A 17,453-nucleotide genomic window follows, 5' to 3' on the forward strand; every position below is an offset into this window, starting at 1 on the left:
TAGTTTTATTAGTCAAACTTGTCTAGGAACACTTTACTGATATGAACCATGTTTACACAGTGAGTTAGTCGCGATAGAAGGCGTCGGTAAAGTGTGCAATGAGTGAATCAAGAACGTGTTCACCAAGAGTAAGCTGTCGATACTTCACTCCAGTGAGGTCGAAGATGCGACGAGAGATACGATTTGACTCAGTACCTGAATGTTTATCTTGTAAGTATACGATTTCTTTAATCTTTGAAGAAGCAAGAAGCTTGGCACACTCATGACAAGGAAATAGTGTCACGTAACATCTAGCGCCATATAATTTGTGATTTGAGTGAAGAATTGCATTGGCCTCGGCGTGAACAACGTATCCATACTTTTGTTGCTCGAGAGGGAGAGTTCTCTCTTTTCCCCAAGGAAGTTTTGTTTCATCAATTCCCGCAACAAAGCCGTTGTAACCAAAAGTTATTTGATGGTTATTATCATCAACAAAAACACATCCTACTTTTGTGGCCGGATCCTTACTCTTGAAACTTGCCATAATAGCCTGAAGCATAAAGTATTCGTCCCAATTTACGGCACTCTTTGTATTGATGTGATTAATCGACTTTTCCAACTCTGTTTTCATGGCAGCAAGATTAGTTAATTATCCTTCACTTGGCAACTACTGGAAGCTTGTTAAGTCAGATAGGGTGGTGCAAAATATTGGAATGACAAGAGAACACAGGAAGAATTTTTTACTATCCTCTATTAAGATGGCCGTTGCAACTTTATCAAGTCGTGTATTGGGTTTTGCTAGAGAAATTTTAATGGCCAAACTTTTTGGTGCTTCGGGGCTTACTGATGCCTATCAAATTGCTTTTCGTATTCCGAATATGTTGCGTGACTTATTTGCAGAAGGTTCTTTCTCATCTGCCTTTGTCCCAATATTTACTTCGGCCAAAAAAGATGGCGATGAACACGCTCGCAAGCTCCTATGGTCAATGGCCATTGTCTTACTAGCTATCACTTCGATTGTTTGTTTACTGATTTTTATCTTTGCTCCACAAATCATTCAAGTATTAACAAATGAGCTTTTTACTTCTGATGTAAATCGATTTGAATTATCTGTATTGTTAACAAGAATGATGTCACCTTTCTTAGCATTCGTTTCTGTGGCCGCACTTTTTATGGGAGTTCTTAACACTTATAAAATGTTCTTTGCTCCTGCGATGGCACCAGCTGTTTTTAATATCATTATGATCATTGCGATGGTGACATTACCAAAGTACTTAGAAGCAAAGAATCTTCATCCGATTATTTCTTTAGGAATAGGGGTTCTTGTTGGTGGATTTTTTCAGATGCTTATTCAAGTACCGATGCTATTTTCAAAAGGACTTGTAAAGGTTGATGGTATTGATCTTTTTTCAAGTGATGTAAAAGAAATTTTAAAACGAATGAGTATTGGAACAATAGGTGTTGCTGCAACTCAGATCAATCTTTTGGTTTCAACTTTCTTAGCTACAGGTACAGTTGTTGGAGCTGTTTCTTGGCTACAATATGCTTTTCGATTATTTCAATTCCCTGTAGGAATTTTAGGTGTTTCGATTGGAAATTCCAATCTCGTTTACTTCTCTGAACTTTGGAGGGGAGGCAAGGAAGACGAAGCAAAGGCAGCACTTCAAACAAGTTATATAACAAGTCTTTTTGTTCTTATGCCAGCAATGGCCTTAATGTTTGCACTTGCCCAGGACTGCGTTGCAATTTCTTTTCAGCGTGGAGCCTTCGGTCTTGATGATACTAAGATGGTAACAGAAGCACTTTATGCTTATTTATTTGGACTTCCATTTTATGGACTCTATAAGGTGTTTTCTCCGAGTTTTTACACATTAGATAAACCAAAGATTCCTGTAATTATCTCTTCGATTGCTGTTGGAATTAATATTGTCTTCTGTTTTTCACTTGTTGGTACATACGGTTTTAAAATTCTTGCTATGGGGACATCTGTATCGATGATTTTTATCATCCTTGTTCAGTCGATTCTATTATTTAAATTACTAGATTTAAGGCTTAATTTCTTCTTCCCGCTAAGATTTTTTAAAATTGGTTTAAGCTCACTATTGGCCTTTTATGCTACACAATATGTACGTGGCCACTTCCCAAATAATATTTTTTCGACTCTTGATAATCTCGCGGCCTTCGTTACTGCAGCGTGTGCAGGTGCTATTGCTTATGTTATTGTGCTAAGTGTCTTAGGGGATTATGTTTTAATTCAGCGCTTCTTAAATAAGATAATCCGCCGAAATTAGAATGGAAGTAATCATAAATTCTCTTGCTTGATGAGAGGCAAGTCGTTAAACTTAAAGAGATTACACATTTGGAGCAGTAAATGAGAACTAGTTTTGAAACACTCGAAAATTTAGCGAGTCATACAATTAATACACTTAAGGAAAAGGGTGTTATTGAATTCGATATTGCAAATCGTGAGAAGCTTATTGAATCAATGGCCACTGAATTTGGTGTATGTCTAGCAACTGATGAAGATATTCGCGATCAGGCTATCGAAGAAGTTGAAGAGAAGATGGGTGTAGATAATATGCCTGAAGACGTAACAGAGTCTGAAATGTTCAACCATGCTCGTAAAGAAATTATTAAGTCATTTAGTGGTGAAAATATTGGTGGTCTTTACTTAGTAGAGTCACTACATAATATTGCAAATCGTATGACTGCATTTTTAATTGATTGTGAATTCATTGATGATGTTTTTGGAACTGATGAAGAAATTCACAACTTCCTAGTACAGAATATTAGAACATTTAAGACTAGATAATAAAAAAGCTCCTTAAGGAGCTTTTTTTATTTCTTTTTAATATTGTGTAGCGACTGTTCGAAAAACGGACCTTCAAGCAAACCATTTAGAACCGAACTCTCACTTTCTAAAATGACAATACCATCATCAGTTTTTAGTAGAGCAGCATCGTAGTAGACACGAAGCTCATGTCCTTTTGTGGCCGTTCCTTCAACTCTTAGAGTTTCTATTCCTTGCTCATATAATTTCTCGAAAGATTTAGGCTCGTGGATAATTGTTGTATCTTTATCAAAGACGAGTTCATTATTAATAGCGAGCTCTTCAAATGCCGATTGTAAATCTGAATAGTTTTTATTAGTGAAGCTAAAGCGCGATTGCCACTCGTAGCGAGTATCAGTTCTTTCAAATATTTTTAATTCAGATTCATCTGTCGTTAGAGTCCACCAAGGGGGAATTGGAATTTCAAGCCCGTGAAAAGGGAAGCTGATAGCATTCTTTAAGGCGACTTTTTTTTCACCTTTAATAACAAATGCTGCATAAGTAGCAAAAATTAAAATGCAAATGAGGATGATCCACCAAAAAATATTACTCATAATCCGCAATTTATCCCTAATTTTTGGCTTCGTAAACGTAATATTAATCAGTTAAATCAATACTTTATAGAAAAAGTCGATAGTTTACTCAAGTTTCATTCATAAAGTGTCGTTAAGTAGTTGAGGATTGTTAAAGTTTTTATGGAGAAAACTATGAAGTTAAGACTTATTGGCACGAAAAGCATCTTATTGGCGATGATGATGCTAAATACATATGCTGAGATCGACATCAGTGATTGTATCTATTTAAGAGACAATGGCTATGAAGATGATGCTCAGGCATGTGTGACAAGAGCATCTCGTGGAAGCTCTGGAAGTAATGACTTCTGTGTCGATTGTTTACCTAAACTTCCTGAAAGAAATGAGTGGGCCGAAGTTGCAAAAGTTGCAATTCCTTCACTTGCAGCAATGGGGAGTGTTTTTTTCGCCACTAAACACCAAGCTGATTCTCAAGAGTCATGGGCAAATGCTTATGAAAATGGAATTAAATCATGCCACGGTCAAATCGATGGCTATTTAGATTATAACCTTGAAAGGGGTGCAAACCCAATTCTTCCAAAAGAGCAAACTTCAATGCTTAATTCTTGTAACGGTTACGGCTACGGTATGTACGCTGGTGGACTTGGTCTTACTGGTGGAACTTTTGGTGGAGTTGGTAACGGTTGGCTAGGTCAAGGTTACACTTCAGGATTCCTAGGTGGAATGGGTGGACCAAACTTTGGTGGAAATATCTATGGCAATGCCGGTTGGGGCATGGGTAATGGAATGGGGATGGGCAATGGCTTTGGTGGAAACTACCAAGCGAATGTTTATATGAACCCATTAGGTTCTCTTGCAGGTTCGGCACTTGCTGGACTTCTAACAGGTGGTAATGCTGGATTTGGTGTAAATATCAACGGCGGAATGGGCATGGGTGGACACCCAGGAATGTACCCAGGAAATATCTATGGTGGAATGTACCCTGGATTCGGAATGAACACGGGATTCGGAATGGGTATGGGTGGATACCCATACGGAACAGGTTTTGGAACTGGCTTTGGTGCTAATTTTGGCATGGGAATGGGCAATGGTTTTGGAATGGGCAATGGTTTCGGAATGGGCAACGGTTTCGGACTTAATACTGGTTTAAATTTTGGACTAAATATTGGTAGCACTGGTGCGTTCCCAGGAATGAATACTGGCGCAGGTTGGGGGATGTACCCTGGATCTGGCTGGGGAATGTATCCTGGAACAGGTATTAATGCTGGTTTCAACCTTGGTTGGGGTGTTAATGGCGTAGGTAATGGTAACTGGGGTAATGGTGGAGTTTATCCAACATATCCAGGTCCTGGAAACGGTGGAGTTATCTCTGGCGGTTGGGGCGTCAATGGCGGTGGAAACGGCAATTGGGGTGTTAACGGCGGTTGGGCCAATGGCGGCGGAAACCCTGCATGTATGTGTATTTCAGCACCATGTGCTTGTGGAAATACTTTTCCTGGTGGAAATGGAAATATTAATGGCGGATGGGGAGTCAACGGAGGTTGGGGAACTGGCGCTAATAATGGTTGGGGTGTTAACGGAAACGCTGGTTGGGGAGTCAACGGTGGAAACGGTTGGGGCCTAAATGGTAATGCTAACGGAGGTTGGGGTGCCAACGGAAACTGGGGAGCAAATGGAAACTATAATAATGGTTATCAAGCACAACAGTTCCAGAGCTACATCAACGGACTTCAAGGACAAGCTGTTGCTCAAGGTAATTATCAAAACCAAGCGAACGTAATGTATGCTAACCAAGCTCTGTATCAGAACTTACAAAATGCTCAACAAAATATTTATGCAAATTCGTATAATGGTTATTACAACTCTGGTACTAACTTTGGATCAATGGCCGGAGGGGCCCTTAATGGTCAATTTAGTGTCGGAATTGGTGGAAGTGCGGGAATGAATTGGAATTAAAAAATAATTTCAAGAGAGATGAGAGATAAAAAGAAAGCCTCCTGTATGGGAGGCTTTTTTATAAAAAAAATAGCGCTAGTGGCGAACCGATAAACCTAAAGGTTTCTCTCTCGAATACTATGTGCACCGAATAGGGGCGCACAAATAAAAAAAGAGGCTATCTGCCTCTTTTGTTATTTGTTATGCATAAGTATTTTAATTGAACCTCTGAAGAGTACTTCGATTTTATTAGCATCGAGACTCTTTTCAACAAGCCCTGGCCCAAAAGTTGGGTGAGCAAGTATGTCACCAACTTCAAATTTGTGACGAATATTATATGCAATAGGTTCACCTTCTAATTTTTGAAGCGCGTTTTCCCAAACATTAATAATTTTATCTTCAGTTGAAATTCTTTTTTTCGCAGGAGCTTTGCGACGAGTAGCACTTGGAGATGCTACCTTTTTTGGCTTGTATGCATGAGTTGCTTTACAAGTATTACACAGAACTTTGTATGGAGTATCTGCGTCTTTCATTGCTACAATTAAATGAGCAAGATCTAACTTACATTTGCTACAATATGTTACAATTTCCTTACCAACACCTAGTTTTGACATATTCTCTCTTCCTTTTGCTTAATTAGGTCAATTTAATGGCGAATAGGATTAAAGTAAAGAGAATAAAAGGTAATATGTAGATAATTATAATGAAGAAAAATACTTTAGCACTGCTGGAAAAAGCAAAACATTTACCGACAAAATCTGGATGCTATTTAATGAAGCGAAAGCGCGCTGGCATCGAAGAAATTCTTTATATTGGAAAGGCGAAAAACCTTCGTAGTCGAGTGTCTAGCTATTTTAATAGTTCTGAAAAATCACCAAAGACTCAAATTCTTGTCTCTCATATTCAAGACTTCGACTTTATAATGACTAAGACAGATGCAGAAGCATATATCTTAGAAAATAACCTTATTAAAAAGCATATTCCTAAGTATAACATCCAACTTAAAGACGATAAAAGTTATCCTTATATTCAAGTCGATATGAATGAAAAATTTCCACGACTTGTTTATACGAGAAGACCAAAGAGAAAGAAGAAGATTAAATTATTCGGCCCTTTTACAACGGGAAGTAACATCTTAAAAATTTCTAGAATTCTAACAAAGTCTTTTACTTTACGAGACTGTTCGATTGAAGAAATGAGAAAGAGGAAGCGCCCGTGTCTAATTTATCAAATGAAGCAATGTTCGGCTCCTTGTGTGGATTATATTTCTGAAAAAGATTATTTTAATGATCTTAACTACGTTATCAATTTCTTTGAAGGCCAAAGTCGTAATGTCTTAAAAATTTTAGAAGAGAGGATGTTTGAAGCTGCTGAAAGTGAGCACTTTGAAAGGGCCGCTGAAATACGAGATAGTATCGAAGAGTTAAAACAATTCTCATTAAGTTATGAAAAGCAAAATGTGGAACTTACCACTGAAAAAGACTTTGATATTGTTGCCTACCATGTTGGTGAATTAGAAATTGATATTTCAATTTATATGATGAGATCTGGAATCCTTCTTGGTCATAAAAACTATCACTTTGGAAAAGGTGATAGTGAGAATGAAAATCACGAGCTTTTTCAAACCTTCTTATTTCAATACTATTCAAATACAAAAGAGAAGCTACCAAGTCGTATTTATATTGATGAGAAAAAAGCTGATCTTTCAATGATTAGTGAAGCATTTAACGAAGTACTCGATCAAGAAGTCGAAGTTCAAAAGCCAATTGGGAAGATGAAAACTCTTTATGAGTTAACTCTTGATCATGCAAGAGAGCATCAACGCTTTAGAGTTAAAAATCTTGATGGACCATGGATTGGTTTAAATAAATTAAAAGAACTTTTAAATCTAAAAGAAACTCCTAAAATTCTTGAGTGTTTCGACGTTGCCATTTGGCAAGGAAAGTCTCCAACAGCATCGCAAATTGTTTTTCGTGATGGAAAACCGGATAAGACTCAATATCGCTATTATCACTTAGAAGAAAGGCCAGAGGGCAATAACGATTTTGCCATGATGAGGGAAGTTTTAGCGAGAAGACTTAAGAAAGGAAAGCTTCCAGATGTCTTCATTGTTGATGGTGGGAAGGGACAAGTTTCAAGTTTTCTTGCAGTTCTAGAAGATTTTGAACTTGATATTCCTGTCGTGGGAATTGCTAAAATTAAAACGAGCAAACAAGACTCTTTTAGAGATAAGGAAGTTTCAAGTTCAGACGAACGTCTTATTATTCCTAATCGAATTAATCCTTATATCTTAAAAAAGACACCGTCTCTAATGAGAATTGTTGTGCAAATGAGGGATGAGGCCCACAGGTTTTCGAGAAAGCTTCATCATAAGAAGGAGAGAGATCGTATTTTTACTTCGTGGTTTGATGATATTGAAGGAGTTGGTGAAAAGACTCTTAAAACAATTCATGAAAATATGGATTTAAATCTTAAAGAACTTTCGCAATTAAGTGTGATTGAAATAAGTCACAAGTTGGATATAAAAGAAGGGCTTGCTGAGAGAATCCATGCCAAGCTTATGGCCGAATTCCCTCAGAAATAACTGTCTAGTTAAGGTGGTGGATTTTTTTACGATTGCCGTGCCCGCAATCAGTACATCTCGAATTCTCGTGTATGTACAAGTTTTTATAATCCGATAGGTGTGTGTGAACCATTTTAGAGCCACAAACAGGACAATCATTTAAAACCTTATGTACTTGATCGGCATCACCAAATAACTCTTCAAAGTTTTCAAATTGGAAATCTGGATCGAATGACATTGTAGCAACTCCTTTAAATATTAATTACCACTGGGGATTTGAGATTGTGCAGAGTGTCCCAAGCAGTGGATGTAGTTGATTTATCGGCGGCTTAACAATGTTCTGAAATTTATGCTTTTTTTTTTAAAGACTTAGGGATATTTTACCCATAGGAAATAAAGTAATGGCGCAATTTTTAACCAAATTAACTAAAGATTTTAATAATATTTTAAAAGTCTCACGTGATGAGAAGCCGAATTACTGTGCCAAGTTATTTGAAAACACTCTTTGGTATCCTAAGTTAAAAGAGAGCAAACTTACTGCTAGCAAGGCTTCTTCGGATGAACCTAGGGCCACACAAGTTGATTCTAAGCCGATTGTGGCCGCAGCTCAGCAAGAAGTTGCCAGAGCTGAAGAAACAGTCACAGCTCCAAAAATAGAAGTTCCTGTGGCACCTCAAAAGAGAAAGATTGATATTGCTGCCGCTTCAAATCCTAGTGAATCGACTCACACTCTGAAAGTTAATGATGATATAAATAAATTCCTTTCACAATATAATACATCTTGGAATCTTGAAACAATTCCTGGCTATCAGGATTATCAAGGCGAGGTAGATATTATCTTTTTTGGCCTTGATGAAATTGAAGAAGGGGAGCTCCCTGATTTTCTACCTTTATCAATGATTGAATCAGATCAAGATATTATGGGACGTATGATTAAGGCCATGAAGATCTCAAGTGGCCGCTTTATTCGTGTACCATTTATTAAAAAAGATGCCCGCGAGTTCCTCTTTACATGTTGTGCTCACTTTAAACCAAGATTACTCATTAGCCTTGGGGCTGCCGCAACAAATCTATGTTTAAATAAACGTGTTCGTCTTGCAAATGTTCACGGAGACTTCCATTCAGTTCAAATAGAAGTTGATGGAAATGCTCAGTTAATCGATGTCATGCCTTTATTTCATCCTAAATTACTAGAGGTAAATGAGTCCATGAAGAAAACGGCGTGGACAGATATGCAAAAAGCGATAAAATTTCTCTCAAGTTGAGTAGCTTAGTAAAATCATATATCATTTTATTAGATAAGTTGCTGGGCAAGGATGCCGCACAAATCAGGACGATCTTCGTTGAGAAATTTATTTATCTCTTTCATAATACTTTCTTCATTGAATTCTCTGGCGAGAATTAGCCCATTAGATAATTTACGATCAGGACACACGATAAAAGTTAGAGTAGCAAAAGACCTTGATAACGTTATGCTTGAAGGTGTTGATCTGACACGAAAAGTTGTTGCAACAAGGAATCGTAAAAGTTTTAAGGGCTTTAAGAAAATAAAAGTAAATTGCCAAAATTTACAATCTGCCAAGTCTGTTAAACCTCAGTACTTGGCCTCTCTTACATCGCAAACAGGACTAATCAGTTTTGATCGCAAGCAATTCATGGGGCAGATGCATATTGTAACGAGTGCCGATGGAAATTCTTGTGACGTTGTTAATGAGATGGATCTTGATGACTATATTGCAACACTTCTTGCTAAAGAGATGAATGCTTCTTGGCCAATTGAGGCCCTTAAAGCTCAAGCCGTTGCTGCTCGTACATACGCTCTTCATCACATGATGATTTCTGGACTTAAAAATGACACTCTTTATGATTTAGAGAACTCTGAAAAGCATCAGGTTAATGGAACATTTAATGATGTGACAGCAAGTACACTTGAAGCTGCAAAAGATACAGCAGGTCTTGTTTTAACAAATGGTGAAGGTAACCTTGTTCCTGCTTTTTTTCATGCAAGTTGTGGGGGAACAACATTAATCCCTTCTGATGTTTGGAGAAATGATGTTCACGGTTATTCAACTGTGAAGTGTGATTACTGTCAGAAAAAGAAGAATTGGGATTCTAAAATTACAAAGCTTCGATTTAAAAAATTTTTAAACTGGGCAATGAAAAAAAATTACATTGAACAACAAAGTTTAAAAAAGAAATTATTCTTGTATCCAGATAAAAGAGATGAAAAAAATCTTTACGTACAAAATGGTGTAAAGAAGATCAAAATCAAAAAGAGTTTATTCCGTCGCTACTTTGGCCGTGTTGAATTTCCTTCAAATCATTTCTATATGGTAGATGTTGGTGGAGCAGGTCTTCACTTTGTAGGAAAGGGGAATGGTCACGGTGTTGGTTTATGTCAGGTTGGTTCTTTAGGGCTTGCTCAAAAAGGAAAGGGCCATCGTGAAATTCTGGCCCATTATTTTCCGAAATTAAATATCTTAAAACTTTATTAGTTTTTAAATCATTAAGGACATGGTGTTGAGAAAGTCACATTCATCATAACAGGTCCTAGTGTTCCTTGCATTGGCTGAGAGTACTGGAAAGGTGCTGCCGTAATTTGAAAGTGAGCAGCATCTATTGTTGCCGCTGGACAATTCGCTCCTGTTCCTAAACTCATTCCTGTACTTAGCTGTATTCCTTGAAGTCCACGATCATCACCAATGATTGGGAACCTATAATTTTGATATGTAAAGTAACGTGAGCAAAGTGAGAGGCGAACATTGTATCCTACAACAGAGTTTCCATTAAGAACCTTTGTCATAATAAGAATATCACCGAAGCTATTTACTCCAACGTGATGTTGGTTTGATTCATTAGGAAGCATTCCTTCTTGTAAAGGACCATAAACAGAGTCATTATTATAAGAATATCCAGATTGAATATTAGCTACAATCGTTGCGCGTCTTTGACCAATCTTAAGGTAGTTTCCATAGCTATCCATGTTGAATCGATCATTACCATATTGCTGACAACTAAAAGCTTGAGCATTTACGAGACTATCGAATAAGGCTTGTCCTTGTGAGTCCATTCCTGTTGAGCCTGTATTTGAACCACTTCCACCCGTACCCCAGCCAGAGTAGTAGCCACCACTACCCTTAGAGTCTTGTCCACAGCTTGTTACAAGCATCGAAGCAATTGTCACAACCATTAATAACTTAAACTTTTTCATAATATCCTCAAATATTAGTTTTCACGCTATTTCTTGTATCGGTGAAAATTTAGGATTTCTTTAGAGATTGATAAAATTAATTAAGAATTTTTTTAAATTACCCGAAATAGTAAGTAATTATGACAGCTTATGAACAAGTAAAAGAATCAACATTTAAGATTATTACAGGCTCCTTTAAAGACTTTAAAAAGGATGATCAGGCGAAGTTTCGTTTAAAGATGGGACTAATTTTTGCAGTCATACCTTTTATCTCAATTTTTGTGGGATTCATTCTTAATTGGATTCTTTTAAAATCAACAATCATTTATATTACAGCTTATCGAAAGGATATTGATTATATCATCGATTCTCTTATTTATGACTATCTACAAATTGGATTAATGGAAGCCTTACCATGGATGATTATTTCAATTGCCTTCTTATTGGTAGCAGGAATTGTTCTTGCTCAACTGATGCTAAGACCATTTGATGAGATTGCACAATACTGTTTGGACTTTCTTGGAGCTGAAGAAAAAGTTACGAATTTCGATGGAGAGTTTAAATCTGAGTTAAGATTGTTATCAAGTTTTAGTGATTGGTTCTTTACCACCACTTCGACGCTGCGAATGAGTGGAAAATTAACTCAAATTGAAGTTCCTTCTAAATACAAGAGGATACACAAACCGGTCTTTGAAACCATGTTTTTTGTCCATAAGAGTATTTATGTGGCCATTACTTGTATTTTGACTGGGATGATTATTTTAATTATCAATTACGCTCTCTTTGATGCTGTGATTTCTGTAGTTAACGAAATCTTTACCAATGGTAAATTTGCTAAAGATTACTTTAGTAACATGGCCTTAATTCAGGACGACATTGTTGGTATTACAATAATTATTAACATTGTTTCTTATGGCTTTTTCATGGCCTATCTTTATAACAAAGTTGCAACGCCAGCATTTGGTATTTTTGCGACGATGCGATCTTTCATTAGTGGACGATATACATCAAGAGTTCACCTTATCGGATACAAGTACGTTCGTCATCAGACGCGTGCCATCAACAAGTATTTGGACTATATGGAAAAAGAGTACTCAGTAAAAGATGATTGAGTATTTAACTTTGTTCAAGTAAAATCATAATAATAATTTGATGTGAAATTTGTTCATAATAACAAAAGGGATAGTAATGAAAAAAGCATTAGGCATTGTAATGTCATTAGTTTTACTTACGAGTTGTGTAGGTAAAGATGAAATCAAAAAAGCATTAAAAGATGATCCAACGATTTTAGCAGAAGCAATTAAAGCTAACCCTGCTGAAGTTATGGAAGCTCTTCAAGTTGCAGCTCAAAACGCAAAAGAAGCAATGGCGAAGAAAAGAGAAGAAGAGGAAAACAAAAAACTTCACGAGTTTATTGAAAACCCTCTTAAGCCAGAAATTAGATCAGATGAATCAGTTAGAGGTACTAAAGGTGGAATCATTACTCTAGTTGAATACTCTGACTTTCAGTGTCCTTACTGTACAAGAGGGTTTGATAATGTTGTTAAGCCAATGCTTGATAAGTACAAAGGTAAGGTTCAATTTGTTTACAAACACCTTCCACTTTCTTTCCACTCAGAAGCTAGAATTGCAGCGGCTTATTATGAAGCTGTAAGACTTCAATCAGAAGAGAAAGCATTTAAATTTCACGACATTCTTTTTACTCAAGAAGGTCAACAAAAACTTAGAAACCTAAAAGAAAAATACCTAAAGAAAACAGCGAAAGACTTAGGTGTTAATATGACTAAACTTGCTAAGGATGTTAAGTCAGATGCAGTTGAAAAAAGAATTGCTCAAGACGAAGCTGAAGCTAGAAAGTTTGATATTCAAGGGACTCCAGGTTTCGTAATTAATGGTGTACCAGTAAAAGGTGCTTACCCATTATCACACTTCGAAATGATTCTAGGTCTACTAAAAGAAAAAGGTAAACTAGATATTTAATCAGTGATCAAATTCAATTAAAATATGAAGGCCCACCATCGAGTGGGCCTTTTTATTTTTCCATGTTATAATATGATCATTGGAGGTTATTATGGTGAACTTCTTTGATCATAATCAGGTAAAAGTTAATAAAGAATTCTTTCGTGAAACGGCAAGACAAATTGATTATTCAATTGAAGATTTTCTTCATGATGATGTACCTCATTCTTTAGTTGAACAAAATGTTTTAAATACTGCATATATAAATCATCTAACATCTTTGTTAAAAATTAATTCAATTTTTGATTTGGCCCAAGAAGTTTTAGAGCTTGAAAGATGCTTAGAGAAGCTTTCTCATCGTCTTCCTATTGATATAAAGATTCCAACAATGGAAACTTTTTATCATCAACTCGGACCTGTTTTTATACAACTTTTTGTCGAAGTAAGAGACCTTGAAGATCATAAAGAACTTGAAGGAGAGTGGCTAAAAGCAGTGAGAATCGCACTAGAGGAAGAGATAGTAGTTTGGCAAGAAAAAAACTTAAAATAAGTGTAAAAATAAAAAAAATCTTTAAAAGTTAAAAAAAACGCTAAAAAGCCTTGTCAAAGCGTGTTTCAAACTTCATCCTACTTTTACAACAACTAAATAACTAACTATTTGGAGTTAAAATGAACAGAAAAGAACTTGTAGAAGCAATCTTAAAAAACAAAGAATTAAGCCACCTAACTAAGAAAGATGCAGATGCATTCGTATCAACTACTCTTGAAACAATCAAGAAAGCAGTTAAGAAAGGTGACGATGTTTCACTAATCGGTTTTGGTACTTTCACAAAAGTAAGAAGAGCAGCTAGAACTGGTATCAACCCAGCTACTGGTGAAAAAATCAAAATCAAAGCTAAGACACTTCCAAAATTCAAGCCAGGTAAAGCTTGGAAGGAAATGTTCTAATTTTTGTTTGAAATTAGTTTCATAATAAGAAGCCTCCCTTAGGGAGGCTTTCTTATTTCTAGAGGCATATTTTGCCTATCACACCCTGTCAGCGTCAAAAAAACGTCGACATTTTGACACCACCACTTTTTTACATTTCTCATAAAGTCTTAAAATTGCAAAATTAATGGGCAGAATCTTCCGGAACATACTTTACTATCTTGTAGAAAATGGCCGCTAGATGTATAATTTTTGACGAGGCACAGTTTTTAAAGGAATTTTTTTCTGTGTGAAGTAAAGGATTTATAGATTATGGCAGATGGAAGTGCTGACAATTCATATCAAGGAAGTGGAAAGAACCCTCTACTAACAGTAGCTCTACTACTGAATATCGTATTAATGGGTGTTATCGCTTACTTTCAATACCAAACTCATTTAAAGATTTCACAGCAATCGTCTGTGGAAGATATTGTTAAGGCCCAAATGGCCGAACAATCTCAAGATAAAGATGTTGTAACTACTGGTGAAGCACAAGAAGAGGAAGGAAAGTTATTTCCACTTGATAGCTTTACGGCCAACCTTGCACAAGGCGATGGGCCACAACGATACATTAGATTAAATGCTGTTCTTAAACTATCGCTTAATGCGAAAGAAGAGGAATACAAAGCAAGAAAGCCTCAAATTAGGGATTCAATCATTAGTATTTTGAACTCTAAGAGGCCAAATGATCTTCTTAAAGTACAAGGTAAGGAATACCTTAAAGAAGAGATCAAATCAGCTATTAACTCTTATTTAGTTGATGGAAAAGTTTTAGATGTTTACTACGTTGGTTTCCAGATCAACTAGTTAATATAAAGTTTTAAGTTTAATTTTTGGCAGGATGCCAAGATCATCAAATCCTAGGAGGGGAACGATGGCACAGGTTTTAAGTCAAGACGAAGTCGACGCTCTATTAAACGCTGTTAACGATGGTGACGCAGATGATTTTCTAGGTGAAGGTGGAGATTTCGATGATGAAGCTGAAGACGAAAATATTCAGCCCTATGACTTAACTAATCAAGACCGAGTCATTCGTGGGCGAATGCCTATTCTTGAAATCATCTACGAAAGATTCATTCGTTCATTTCGTGTATCACTTTCAAACTCTCTAAGAAAGATCTCGACTATTTCGATGATCTCAACAGATCTTTTAAAGTTTGGTGAGTTTGTAAACACACTTCCGATTCCTTCGTGTATGTGTATCATGAAATTTAACGAGCTAAGAGGTCCGGCACTATTAGTATTCGAATCAAAACTTGCTTATGCAATCATCGATTCTTACTTTGGTGGAACAGATCGTCCTTTCACAAAAATTGAAGGAAAAGAATTTACAGCGATTGAACTATCTTTCATGAGAAAGGTTATGGATATGGCCATTGCTGACCTTGAGGAAGCATGGGCACAAGTTCACCGTATTGATGCACAATACGTAAGAACTGAAATTAACTCACAATTCGTTGGTGTTGTTCCTCCATCAGATGTAATCATCGCAACAACTTTAGAAGTTGAATTCGAATCTGCTTCAGGAACAATTATGATCGTGGTTCCATACTCAACTATTGAGCCGATCAAGCAAAAACTTTCTTCAAATTACCAAACTGATAATGATATGGCCGATAGTATTTGGACAAGTGCTATGAATGAGCACATCAAAGATACTAAAGCCGAAATCGTTGTAAAACTTGGTGAAGCAGAGATGACTGTAGGAGACCTGCTTACTCTTCAAACTGGAGATATTATCCCTTTAAATCAAGAAGCTTCAAGTGAAGTAAAGGGAGCAATACAAGGTGTTGAGAAGTTAAGGTGTTTAATTGGTACATATAAAGGAAACAGAGCGGTGCAAGTTACACATGTTGATAAGACACCTAAAGTTTCTATGGATATTGATGTCGAATAATTAAGGGAGATATAGATGAGTGATCAAACAGAACTAAATAACCAAACACAAGGGCTTGAAAATTTCAATACTATGGAAGTTGAAAAACTTGCAGATGAAATCAGAGCTGGTGATGATGCAATCAATAAACTTAAGGTTCAAAACCTAGATTTTATCTTAGATATTCCTCTAAAGGTAACAGTTGAACTAGGTAGAACAGAAGTAATTATTAAAGACCTTCTTCAACTAGGACAAGGTTCGGTACTAGAACTTGATAAATTAGCTGGTGAGCCTCTAGAAATCCTAGTTAATGGAAAGTTAGTAGCAAAAGGTGAAGTTGTTGTTGTAAACGAAAAATTTGGTATTCGTTTAACAGATATCATTTCACCAATCGAGAGAATTGAAAATCTAAAGTAGTAGAAAAACGTAGGAACTAATTATGGCCAGACAACTTAAATTATTATTTTTAGCACTTTCACTTATTACGACGAATGCATTTGCTAGAGTTGAAGTAGGGAAGGTTAAGTTAACTAAAAATGGTTCAACAGGAGTTGTTACTGTTGGATTAAAAGGGAAGTTTGATACTACTCCTGAGTTAACAATTAAGGATGATATTATTCAAATTGCTCTTCAAGATGCAATCGTATGGCCAAAGATTGAGAAACAAGTATCTGTTAATGAAAAATTTGATACGAAGCTTCTAGCTTATCAATTTACTAAAGATGTTGCTCGAGTTCGTGCAATTCTCCCGTACGATATCAAGGGTAATGAAGATAAGGTAAGTTTAGAAGTAAGTGATAATGAAATTAAAATGTACTTTCCAATCACAACAAATAAAAAAGAAGTTGCAGTGACTAAAGCAGCTCCAGTTAAGAAAGCTCCTGTAAAGCAAAAGAGTGCAGAAGCTTATGATGAAAGCTACCTTGCAAAACTACTTAAAGATAAAGAAGAAGTATCAAAAAATAATAATAAGAATAACGTAAAGCTTGAAAAGACTAGTGAGTCTTTACTTGCTCTTGCCAAAGAGAAGAATGAGCAGATTGAAGATACTGTTAGCAATCTTTCTTCAGGTGTTGAAAAAGGTGGATTTCAGATGTCGACTTATATTTTTAAATTTATCGGCTTTTTTGCTCTATTTGCTGCAGGGATTTTCTTTTTAATGAACTTCTTTAGAAAGGGAATGTTAAAGAAGGGTGGATTAGGACTTTTCTCAAATGCAAAAATGGTTGAAGTTTTATCGACAACTTATCTTGCACCGAAAAGAAGCCTTCTTGTTGTTAGAGTACAAAAGCAAGTCTTTCTAATGGCACAATCTGAAAAAGGGATGGATTTCTTAACTGAAATTAAAGATACAACTGAGTTCTTTAAAGAAGGTGAGAAAGCGTTAACTGGATCTAACTTTGATACTAATTTAGATACTGCTAATTCAGGTTCTAAGGAATTTAAATTAAAAGAAGTTGCTATGAATATGAAAGAGGCGAGTAACTCGACGACTTCATCACAACAAGATATTTTAAATAGCCTTGCAGGGCAAGCAACTCAAGAAGAGAAAGTTAGCTTAACTGCTCAAATTAAGAAAAAAGTAAAAGACATGAAGTCTTTACAATAATTTTATTAAAAAT

Annotated in this window: 19 protein-coding genes; 14 read left to right on the forward strand and 5 right to left on the reverse strand. The window is 36.2% G+C overall.

Annotated features, from left to right (window positions below):
• Positions 1-64 precede the first annotated feature (64 nt).
• Positions 65-610: a dCMP deaminase family protein gene (locus C0Z22_RS07605; protein WP_103217765.1), complete on the reverse strand. Its 546-nt coding sequence runs from the start codon at positions 608-610 to the stop codon at positions 65-67.
• Here C0Z22_RS07605 and murJ point away from each other — a divergent pair.
• A complete protein-coding gene (gene murJ / locus C0Z22_RS07610) occupies positions 609-2,270 on the forward strand; it encodes a murein biosynthesis integral membrane protein MurJ (RefSeq protein ID WP_103217766.1) in 1,662 nt (553 codons plus the stop codon). The genes C0Z22_RS07605 and murJ overlap by 2 nt on opposite strands.
• A gap of 80 nt (positions 2,271-2,350) precedes the next feature.
• The gene (locus tag C0Z22_RS07615; protein WP_103217767.1) at positions 2,351-2,791 is read left to right on the forward strand and encodes a DUF507 family protein; all 441 of its coding nucleotides are present in this window, start codon (positions 2,351-2,353) and stop codon (positions 2,789-2,791) included.
• 26 nt (positions 2,792-2,817) lie between these two features.
• Here the strand turns inward: C0Z22_RS07615 and C0Z22_RS07620 are convergent, their stop codons facing one another.
• The gene (locus C0Z22_RS07620) at positions 2,818-3,363 is read right to left on the reverse strand and encodes a hypothetical protein (protein WP_103217768.1); all 546 of its coding nucleotides are present in this window, start codon (positions 3,361-3,363) and stop codon (positions 2,818-2,820) included.
• Positions 3,364-3,516: 153 nt separating this feature from the next.
• Between C0Z22_RS07620 and C0Z22_RS07625 the strand changes: the two genes are divergently transcribed.
• A complete protein-coding gene (locus C0Z22_RS07625; protein WP_103217769.1) occupies positions 3,517-5,298 on the forward strand; it encodes a hypothetical protein in 1,782 nt (593 codons plus the stop codon).
• Between the two features lie 173 nt (positions 5,299-5,471).
• Here C0Z22_RS07625 and C0Z22_RS07630 read toward each other — a convergent pair whose 3' ends face one another.
• A complete protein-coding gene (locus C0Z22_RS07630) occupies positions 5,472-5,891 on the reverse strand; it encodes a hypothetical protein (protein ID WP_103217770.1) in 420 nt (139 codons plus the stop codon).
• Positions 5,892-5,980: 89 nt separating this feature from the next.
• Here C0Z22_RS07630 and uvrC point away from each other — a divergent pair, with 89 nt between their 5' ends.
• Positions 5,981-7,861, forward strand: a complete 1,881-nt coding sequence (gene uvrC / locus C0Z22_RS07635; RefSeq protein ID WP_103217771.1) for an excinuclease ABC subunit UvrC — start codon at positions 5,981-5,983, stop codon at positions 7,859-7,861.
• Positions 7,862-7,865: 4 nt separating this feature from the next.
• Here the strand turns inward: uvrC and C0Z22_RS07640 are convergent, their stop codons facing one another.
• Positions 7,866-8,078, reverse strand: a complete 213-nt coding sequence (locus C0Z22_RS07640; protein ID WP_021267851.1) for a hypothetical protein — start codon at positions 8,076-8,078, stop codon at positions 7,866-7,868.
• A gap of 163 nt (positions 8,079-8,241) precedes the next feature.
• Between C0Z22_RS07640 and C0Z22_RS07645 the strand changes: the two genes are divergently transcribed.
• Both C0Z22_RS07645 and C0Z22_RS07650 read left to right on the forward strand, forming a co-directional pair.
• Positions 8,242-9,105, forward strand: coding sequence for a hypothetical protein (locus C0Z22_RS07645; RefSeq protein WP_103217772.1), 864 nt, complete (start codon positions 8,242-8,244; stop codon positions 9,103-9,105).
• A 78-nt stretch (positions 9,106-9,183) separates the two neighbouring features.
• Positions 9,184-10,335 carry a SpoIID/LytB domain-containing protein gene (locus tag C0Z22_RS07650; protein WP_158246853.1) on the forward strand — a complete coding sequence of 384 codons (1,152 nt, stop codon included), beginning with the start codon at positions 9,184-9,186 and terminating at the stop codon, positions 10,333-10,335.
• A gap of 11 nt (positions 10,336-10,346) precedes the next feature.
• Here C0Z22_RS07650 and C0Z22_RS07655 read toward each other — a convergent pair whose 3' ends face one another.
• A complete protein-coding gene (locus tag C0Z22_RS07655) occupies positions 10,347-11,051 on the reverse strand; it encodes a hypothetical protein (protein ID WP_103217774.1) in 705 nt (234 codons plus the stop codon).
• A 119-nt stretch (positions 11,052-11,170) separates the two neighbouring features.
• On the opposite strand from C0Z22_RS07655, the gene C0Z22_RS07660 reads away from it, so the two are divergent.
• From C0Z22_RS07660 to C0Z22_RS07695, 8 genes are all read left to right on the forward strand, one after another.
• Complete coding sequence (locus C0Z22_RS07660) at positions 11,171-12,142, forward strand: hypothetical protein (protein ID WP_103217775.1); 972 nt, start codon at positions 11,171-11,173, stop codon at positions 12,140-12,142.
• A 76-nt stretch (positions 12,143-12,218) separates the two neighbouring features.
• Complete coding sequence (locus C0Z22_RS07665) at positions 12,219-13,010, forward strand: thioredoxin domain-containing protein (RefSeq protein ID WP_103217776.1); 792 nt, start codon at positions 12,219-12,221, stop codon at positions 13,008-13,010.
• Positions 13,011-13,101: 91 nt separating this feature from the next.
• A complete protein-coding gene (locus tag C0Z22_RS07670; RefSeq protein ID WP_103217777.1) occupies positions 13,102-13,539 on the forward strand; it encodes a hypothetical protein in 438 nt (145 codons plus the stop codon).
• Positions 13,540-13,658: 119 nt separating this feature from the next.
• Entirely contained in the window at positions 13,659-13,937 is a 279-nt protein-coding gene (locus tag C0Z22_RS07675) for an HU family DNA-binding protein (RefSeq protein WP_021268333.1), read from the forward strand.
• 291 nt (positions 13,938-14,228) lie between these two features.
• The gene (gene fliL, locus C0Z22_RS07680; protein WP_103217778.1) at positions 14,229-14,762 is read left to right on the forward strand and encodes a flagellar basal body-associated protein FliL; all 534 of its coding nucleotides are present in this window, start codon (positions 14,229-14,231) and stop codon (positions 14,760-14,762) included.
• A 67-nt stretch (positions 14,763-14,829) separates the two neighbouring features.
• Positions 14,830-15,852: a flagellar motor switch protein FliM gene (gene fliM / locus C0Z22_RS07685; protein WP_103217779.1), complete on the forward strand. Its 1,023-nt coding sequence runs from the start codon at positions 14,830-14,832 to the stop codon at positions 15,850-15,852.
• Positions 15,853-15,867: 15 nt separating this feature from the next.
• Positions 15,868-16,248 carry a flagellar motor switch protein FliN gene (gene fliN / locus C0Z22_RS07690; protein ID WP_021268549.1) on the forward strand — a complete coding sequence of 127 codons (381 nt, stop codon included), beginning with the start codon at positions 15,868-15,870 and terminating at the stop codon, positions 16,246-16,248.
• 22 nt (positions 16,249-16,270) lie between these two features.
• Positions 16,271-17,440 carry a flagellar biosynthetic protein FliO gene (locus C0Z22_RS07695; protein ID WP_103217780.1) on the forward strand — a complete coding sequence of 390 codons (1,170 nt, stop codon included), beginning with the start codon at positions 16,271-16,273 and terminating at the stop codon, positions 17,438-17,440.
• The last annotated feature ends 13 nt before the right edge of the window (positions 17,441-17,453 follow it).

Source organism: Halobacteriovorax sp. DA5 (assembly GCF_002903145.1).
Taxonomy (GTDB): domain Bacteria; phylum Bdellovibrionota; class Bacteriovoracia; order Bacteriovoracales; family Bacteriovoracaceae; genus Halobacteriovorax_A.